Raw genomic sequence first — 1,769 nt, 5'->3', positions numbered from 1 at the left:
GAGTACACAATAAAGGCCACAGACGTAACGCTGAGTCGTTCAAGTTTTGATTTTTCAGTCAGTTAGAGGATGAGCCATGTCCCGTCCGCTGCGCCATATCTGCCTCAAGGCCCACTGAACGCCTTGGAGCACAAAGCAAGCCTCTGGCTACTTTGATCCGATAGCAAAGACCCTGGTCGAAAGACCGGGGTTTTTTGTGTCTGCGATTTGATGGGGTGTTGCAAGAGCCGGCGCGCCGGCTCCCATGGCGTTGTCAGAATCCCAGTTTGTCCCGCAAGCCGTAGTACCAAGCCCCCAGCGCTGCAAACGGCGTGCGCAACAGTTGCCCGCCCGGGAACGGATAATGCGGCAGGTCTGCAAACGCATCAAAACGCTCTGCCTGGCCTCTCAGCGCCTCAGCCAGTACCTTGCCTGCCAGGTGGGTGTACGTCACGCCATGCCCGCTGCAGCCCTGTGAGTAGTAGATGTTGTCGCCCAGGCGGCCCACTTGCGGCAAGCGCGACAGGGTCAGCAGGAAATTGCCGGTCCAGGCGTAGTCGATCTTCACATCCTTGAGCTGAGGGAACGCCTTGAGCATCTTCGGGCGGATGATCGCCTCGATATTCGCCGGGTCGCGCGCGCCATATACCACGCCGCCGCCGAAGATCAGGCGCTTGTCGCTTGTAAGGCGGTAGTAGTCGAGCAGGTAGTTGCAGTCTTCCACACAGTAATCCTGCGGGAGGAGAGTCTTGGCCAGCTCATCCCCCAGCGGCGCCGTGGTGATGACTTGCGTGCCGCAGGGCATCGACTTGGCGGCCAGCTCCGGCACCAAATTGCCCAGATAGGCATTGCCCGCGACGATGATGAACTTGGCCCTCACCTTGCCCTGGGCTGTATGCACCACCGGGTTGGCGCCGCGCTCGATACGCACTGCCGCCGATTGCTCGTAGATCGTGCCGCCCAGGGACTCCACGGCCGCTGCTTCGCCGAGTGCCAGGTTGAGCGGGTGGATGTGGCCGCCACTCATGTCCAGCAGGCCGCCCACGTAGTTTTCACAGGCGACCACCTCGCGGATGCGACGCTCGTCCAGCAACTCCAGCTGAGTGTGGCCATAGCGTTCCCACAGGCGCTTCTGTGACTCCAGATGGCCCATGTGTTTGCTGTTGAGTGCTGCGAACACGCCGCCGTCCTTTAAATCACACTGGATCTGGTACTTGGCGACTCGCTCGCGAATGATCCTGCCACCTTCGAACGCCATCTGCCCCAGCAATTGTGCCTGTTGAGGGCCGACGCTGCGCTCGATCACATCGATATCGCGGCTGTAGCTGTTGACGATTTGCCCGCCGTTGCGGCCCGACGCACCAAAGCCCACCTTGGCGGCTTCCAGCACCGTCACGCGAAAGCCGTTTTCCAGCAGGAACAGCGCACTGGAGAGGCCGGTATAGCCGGCACCAATTACACACACGTCGGTTTCGACGTCACCCTGCAGCATCGAACGCGGCGGAACGGCATTCGCGGAAGCGGCGTAATACGACTGGGGATAGGGGGTGTTCGCCATCCTGGAACCTCTGTTTTATATTTTTTACGAGTGCGCCGATCCTACCTGAGTTGAAAATTGCCTGCCAGCCACCCGAAATCGCGGGCCGCACCGGCTACAAATAAAAAATTCGCATATTCATAGGGTTAGCTGCAAAAAAGATGTTGACAGTCCTCCACAATTCCGTAGAATGCCGCCTCACAGCAGGCACGTAGCTCAGTTGGTTAGAGCACCACCTTGACATGGTGGGGGT

1 protein-coding gene is annotated in these 1,769 nt (G+C 59.3%); it reads right to left on the bottom strand.

The window, feature by feature from the left end:
* Positions 1–253: 253 nt before the first annotated feature.
* Positions 254–1,537: an NAD(P)/FAD-dependent oxidoreductase gene (locus tag IQK56_RS29035; protein ID WP_193864234.1), complete on the bottom strand. Its 1,284-nt coding sequence runs from the start codon at positions 1,535–1,537 to the stop codon at positions 254–256.
* Positions 1,538–1,769 lie beyond the last annotated feature (232 nt).

It is taken from the genome of Pseudomonas cyclaminis, from assembly GCF_015163715.1.
GTDB classification, from domain to species: Bacteria; Pseudomonadota; Gammaproteobacteria; order Pseudomonadales; family Pseudomonadaceae; genus Aquipseudomonas; species Aquipseudomonas cyclaminis.
The sequence above is the reverse complement of the archived record's forward strand: the minus strand, read 5'-3'. Positions and strand labels throughout refer to the sequence as shown.